The organism is Rhizobium sp. SEMIA 4085 (genome assembly GCF_013004495.1).
Classification (GTDB): domain Bacteria; phylum Pseudomonadota; class Alphaproteobacteria; order Rhizobiales; family Rhizobiaceae; genus Rhizobium; species Rhizobium gallicum.
On the sequence record NZ_JABEPH010000373.1, the window covers coordinates 1 to 5,644 of the forward strand.

The following is a 5,644-nucleotide window of genomic DNA, read 5'->3' on the forward strand; positions in this document are numbered from 1 at the left end:
TCTAGAAGTGAAGGAGGCCCGAGGACGCGCGTCCGTCCTTAGCCCATTTGGCGAAGGCCAGCGTCACCTGGCAGTTCAGCGTCACCGCAGGCCTCACGCCGATATTGCCGGAAAGCCCCTGCAGCGAGACCGGATAAGGCACCTGGCAGGACGGGCCGTCGTTGATCGCCGGCTTGTCGGTGAAGACCACGCCCATGCGCTTCAGATCACGGCGGCAGGCAAGCTCGGAGGCCGGCATCACGTTCGGGTCGGGGGCGACCGGCCGGCTGATCATCGGGTCGTTCGGCCTGAGCATCGCCACTTCCTGGCTCTCGTCCTCGTCGGGAACACGCGACGGCTCGATCACCGAACTGCCGTCGTTCCACACGGGGGCGCGGCTCATCTCGGCCTGTGCGGCTGGCCGCGGCATTGCCGTCCGGTTCAATTGCGTCGGATTGTCGGTGCCGATCCCGTCGACCACAGGTTCAGCCGAATTTCCTTCGGCGATCTGCATCTGCTGTTCCTGCGCCAGCCCGACGACGGGTTCCGCGCCAAGCTCCGCATCCATGTTGACGCCACCGGAAGGCACTGCAAGCTGCTGGGTGCCGCCCCAGTTCTGCGGCTGCCCCTGCCCTTGCGCCAGTGCCTCATCGCTGTCGATCATCGGCAGCTTCTTTGGCATCGGCTGGCTGCCCGCGCGCGCAGAATGCCCGGCGCCTGCAAGGTTCGGCGTGTCGAGATAATCGATCGAGCCTTGCGTGTTTGAAACCGGTGCGTTGGAAACGGGATAGGACGCCTGCGCATCGGCGGGCGCCATGCGCTTCGCGCCTTGCCCCGGCATAGGCGAAATCGAACTCACCTTCGTGCCCCGGTCGATGCTTGCCGGCGGTATCATGCCGTCGCTGATCGAACAGGTCGCGAGGCTGGTGGTTATCAGGACCGGCAGCGCGACGCGCCGCAAAAGGGAGGTAGACACAATACTCTCCATCGCTCCCGCAGCCCTGCTTGCATTGAAGAATTTGACTCGAATTTAGCTAAAAACGATGAATGAAAGCTTACCCCTGGGATCAGAGCCGGGCGAGCCCGGCTCTGCCGCTGATCAAGCTGCGTGCCGTGCGTAATGCTGCGACGCGCGCGAGCCGAGGCGGAATTTGGCAAGCAGCGTACGAAGCTGGCTGCTCTCTTCGGCAAGCGTCTGGCTCGCCGCCGTCGTTTCCTCCACCATGGCAGCGTTCTGCTGGGTCATCTGATCCATGTGGTTGACCGAGGTGTTGATCTCGTGGAGGCCCGTTGCCTGCTCGCGCGCCGCGGTGGCAATTGTATTCACATGGTCGTTGACCTTGTTCACCAGCGTCTCGATCTCGACGAGAGCATCGCCCGTCGAGCGAACCAGCGCCACGCCGGACTCGACTTCCGCCGCCGAGTTGCTGATCAGCGTCTTGATCTCCTTGGCGGCATTTGCCGAACGTTGCGCGAGTTCGCGAACCTCTTGCGCCACGACCGCAAAGCCCCGGCCGGCCTCGCCTGCGCGTGCGGCCTCGACACCGGCATTCAGCGCCAAAAGGTTGGTCTGGAACGCGATCTCGTCAATCACGCCGATGATCTGGCTGATCCGGCTGGAGGAGTCCTCAATCCGGCTCATCGCGCTAACGGCATTCCGCACGATTTCGCCGGATTTTCCAGCACTCGCCTTGGTCTCGGCGACCATCTCGCGGGCTTCGGTCGCCCGTTCGGACGCGGTCCGCACCGTTGCGGTAATCTCATCGAGTGCGGCTGCAGTCTCTTCGAGAGCAGCGGCCTGCTGCTCGGTGCGCTTCGACAGATTGTTGGTAGCCTCGCTGATACCCGATGCATTGTCATTCACGACATTGCTCGATTCGGCGATCGCCTGGATGACGTCGTTGAGCGCGCCGACGGCGGCATTGAAGTCGGTGCGCAGTTTTGAATAGTCCTCGCCGAGATCGCCGATCGAAACCGTGAGATCGCCGGCTGCAAGCTTCTCCAGGCCGGCTCCCAGCGTTTGCATCGCGTGGTTCTGGCGCTCGGCTGCGGCGCGCAGGCTCGCTTCATTGCCGCGGCGTTCGCCGTCGATCTCGCGCTGGCGCTCGTCTTCACGGGCACGCATTTTGGTGCGGTCGAGCATCGAGTCGCGCAATACCAGGAGGGCCTTTGCCATGTGGCCGATCTCGTCACGCCGATCGCTGTCGCAGACTTCGACCGCCCCGTTCTCGCCCGCGATCTCATGCATTGCCGCGCCGATCCGTGCGACGGGTCCGGTAACGCTCTTGACGATCGCATAGGCGACGGAAACGATGATCCCAGCTCCGATCGCGCAAAGGATCGCCGTCCAGATCGCATTCTGCCAGTAGAGCGCTGCAAGGTCGTCGGAATAGACGCCGGTGCCGACGATCCAACCCCAGGGCTCGAAGCCAGCGACGTGCGAGTATTTCAGGACGGGCTGTTCGGCACCTGGTTTCGGCCAATAGTAGTCGACAAAACCCTCACCCTGGGCCTTCACGACATTGACGAATTCCATGAACAGGAATTTGCCGGTCGGGTCCTTGTTCTGCGAAAGGTCGGCGCCGTTCAGCTCCGGCTTGATCGGATGCATCACCATGACCGGGCGCATGTCGTTGATCCAGAAGTAGCCGCTGCCGCCGTAGCGCATGGCAGCGATGACGTCTTTCGCCGCCGTTTGCGCCTCATCGCGCGTCAGCGTGCCGGCCTGTTCCATCTTGTAGTATTTCTGCAGGATGTTGACCGCCGTCGCGTCCATCTGCGCAAGACCGGATTTTCTTTCCATTTCCAGTTCGGAATAAGAATAGTTTAGAAAGAAAACCATCGTCGCCACAAAGATCGCCAACGTCAGGCCGACGAGACAATAGAGACGCGTTGATATCTTGATGTTACGCATGAATTCCCCCGGCATTCCCATGCAGAATCGATCTTTGAATGATGAGGGAGATCCATTACTGGACGGTGAACTAATATTAGAGTGAGGCGACATAACGTGACGGAAGGTGGTTGCCGGCAGTCCGGTTCCCGTTGCAACAATCTGGATTATCTTAGAATTTTACATTAAGGAGATTTATTTCAGGACCGGCGACACCCAGCGCACTAAACGCCGGCCGTTTGTCTGTTCATTTCGCTTGCGCTTTACATTACCGTGCGGGCGGAATCGAAACCGCAAACATCACGAAGTAGGATCATGACCGAGACCCCGAAGCCGAAAGGCGAACTGACGCTCCGCACGCTTGCCATGCCTGGCGACGCCAACCCCGCAGGCGATATCTTCGGTGGATGGGTCATGGCGCAGATGGACCTGGCGAGCGGCATCCGCGCCGCCGAACGCGCCAGAGGCCGCGTGGTCACCGCCGCGGTCAAGGAAATGGCTTTCCAGTTGCCGGTGAAGATCGGCGACACACTTTCGGTCTTTACCGACATCGACCGCGTCGGCCGCACCTCGATCACTCTCTGCGTCGAGGCCTGGGCGCACCGTTCGCGCTACAACAAGATGGAAAAGGTCACAGCCGGCACCTTCATCATGGTGGCACTCGACGAAAACGGCGCGCCGAAGCCGGTCCCCAAGGCGTGACACCATGCAAGAGGCGGCGACACCGGAGGTCTTCGTTTATATCCGCGCCATAATGGCGATGGTCATCGGCCTCAGCCTCACCCGCCTACTCACGGGTCTCGCCGGCATCGTCCAATCGCCTAAGAAACACCGCTCTACCACGTCCATCTCGGCTGGGTCGGGTCGATGTTCCTCTTCATCATCCATTTCTGGTGGTGGGAGTATCGCCTCGGCTCGCTGGTCGTCATCACCTTCGGCGTTTACCTCTTCCTCATCAGCTTCTGCTGCCTGTTTTATTTCCTTAGCGTCCTGCTCTTCCCGACCTCGATCGAGGAGTACGGCGACTACGAGGACTATTTCATCTCCCGGCGCACTTGGTTCTTCGGCATGCTGGCGCTGACCTATGCCGTGGACCTCGGCGATACCTGGCTCAAGGGCCAGGCCTATGTCCATGCGCTCGGCCGTGAATATCTCATCCGCAACCTCGCCTATATCGTCCTCTGCCTTGTGGCGGCCTGGACGCGGAACCGCCGCTTCCACATCGCCTTCGTCAGCCTCGGCCTGCTCTATCAGATCAGCTGGATCTTTCGGCTCTATGATGTGCTTGGGTGAGGTATGCGTGGGTCTGCGTCTCACCCCGTAAGCGGGAGACTTCATCTTTTATGGCGGCGATTGGTTCCATCCATCCTCATTCCTGCGCCGGTCGCAGAAATCCAGCCACCATTCCACGACCGAAAGGCCAAATAACGACGATTAGAGGAAGACTATGTCCGACCTGTTGGCGCACCCAAACCGAGGCTAATCTGGCGCTTTTGGGCGCGTTTCGGCCGAACAGTTCGCCGGCAAGCCGGCCCAAAGCCGCCATGAGGTCGCAAAAATCGGTAACGAAAACGCCGACTTTTGCGAGAAATTTTGCGACACGGATTGCCTATAAATTCAGCATCGTCGGCTTTTGGCGCGAAAATTGGGAATTCGCTGCACGGCATGTCGTATTTGGATTGCAGTCAGGTTGGTCAAACCTGAGCTAGCAATATCTCGGTAAGAGCCCCTCGGGCTTCAGCCGTGCTACATTGTGCCCGCAATCGAAGGCAAAGGTCGACCACTCCGGCTCACCGTTTAAGCGTTGATAAGGGTCAAGGAACGGACTTCCTTCCCATCCAAATGCGCCAATGAAGGTCTTGCGCGGCACTTCACGCCAACATCCGCTGAGATTGATTGATTGGAGAAACGTGCCAATCGGATGCGGTCGGCATCGCGGGTCAAGATTGGCAGGGGGCGCGCAAGTTAGTCCGTCAGCCTTCGCGCCCGCGACGAAGACATCTCGAAAACGAGGCGTCGTCAGGGACCAGACAGAGTCACCGGAACCAGGCACATAGGCGTCTACATAGACCAATTTGCGATGCCGCAGCATCAGCTGCGCCGCTCACGACCATCCCGCCGTAGGATTGTCCAACAATCACCAGGTCGTCGCGATGCGACTTCATCGCACTAACGACCTCATCTATGTGATCTTCAAGATTGGCCGTTGGGGCGGGCGCATCGCCGACCCCCGAAAGCGTGATCGGTAAGGCTCTGTGCCCGTCCGCAGTAAGTATATCTGCCACCTTTTGGTAAACCCAACCGCCCTGCCAGCCTCCGAGTATAAGGATAAAGGTGGCCATATTATTCATCCCTGATTTTGAAGCCTTCCGAGCTTCGACACCTCTTTCGCCGAAATTAAGACCACTGTGCCCGCTGACAGTGCTGAGTGTGCGTAAAGGCCGAAGGCGGTCAACGACCTCTTGCAGAAGTCCCGATTAAAACGACACTTGTTTTCCTGACTTTTGTGACATCGCAGAGTAGGCAATTCTGCAACGGTCGCAATGAAGCAGTTGCCTGTCGGCCCAAGGCGTTTGGGCCGCGCAAGACGAGAGGAGTTAAAAAGAAAGCAGCGATTTTGATCATGATGTCGGATCGGGGGCAGCTGGTGCGTCATCGTATCATCAGGTCGGGCTCTCGATCTGAAGGACAACGACCAGGAGGACCACGCGATGTCTAAGAACACCATTTGTCTCTGTGACAACAGGGACGTTGAGGGAGCCGCCCGCGTTT

The 5,644-nt window shown here is 59.4% G+C and carries 3 protein-coding genes and 2 pseudogenes; 2 read left to right on the forward strand and 3 right to left on the reverse strand.

All coding sequences use genetic code 11. The features are described from left to right. Nucleotides 1-34: 34 nt before the first annotated feature. Nucleotides 35-967, reverse strand: a pseudogene (locus C9413_RS26750) (extensin family protein); the annotation flags it as partial. Between the two features lie 111 nt (nucleotides 968-1,078). Continuing rightward, entirely contained in the window at nucleotides 1,079-2,893 is a 1,815-nt protein-coding gene (locus C9413_RS26755; protein ID WP_039846796.1) for a methyl-accepting chemotaxis protein, read from the reverse strand. A 294-nt stretch (nucleotides 2,894-3,187) separates the two neighbouring features. Between C9413_RS26755 and C9413_RS26760 the strand changes: the two genes are divergently transcribed. Both C9413_RS26760 and C9413_RS26765 read left to right on the forward strand, forming a co-directional pair. Continuing rightward, nucleotides 3,188-3,574, forward strand: coding sequence for an acyl-CoA thioesterase (locus tag C9413_RS26760; RefSeq protein ID WP_039845114.1), 387 nt, complete (start codon nucleotides 3,188-3,190; stop codon nucleotides 3,572-3,574). Nucleotides 3,575-3,578: 4 nt separating this feature from the next. After that, a pseudogene (locus C9413_RS26765) lies at nucleotides 3,579-4,165 on the forward strand (hypothetical protein). A 743-nt stretch (nucleotides 4,166-4,908) separates the two neighbouring features. Here C9413_RS26765 and C9413_RS32815 read toward each other — a convergent pair. Next, the gene (locus tag C9413_RS32815; protein ID WP_203226146.1) at nucleotides 4,909-5,214 is read right to left on the reverse strand and encodes an alpha/beta fold hydrolase; all 306 of its coding nucleotides are present in this window, start codon (nucleotides 5,212-5,214) and stop codon (nucleotides 4,909-4,911) included. Nucleotides 5,215-5,644: the final 430 nt, after the last annotated feature.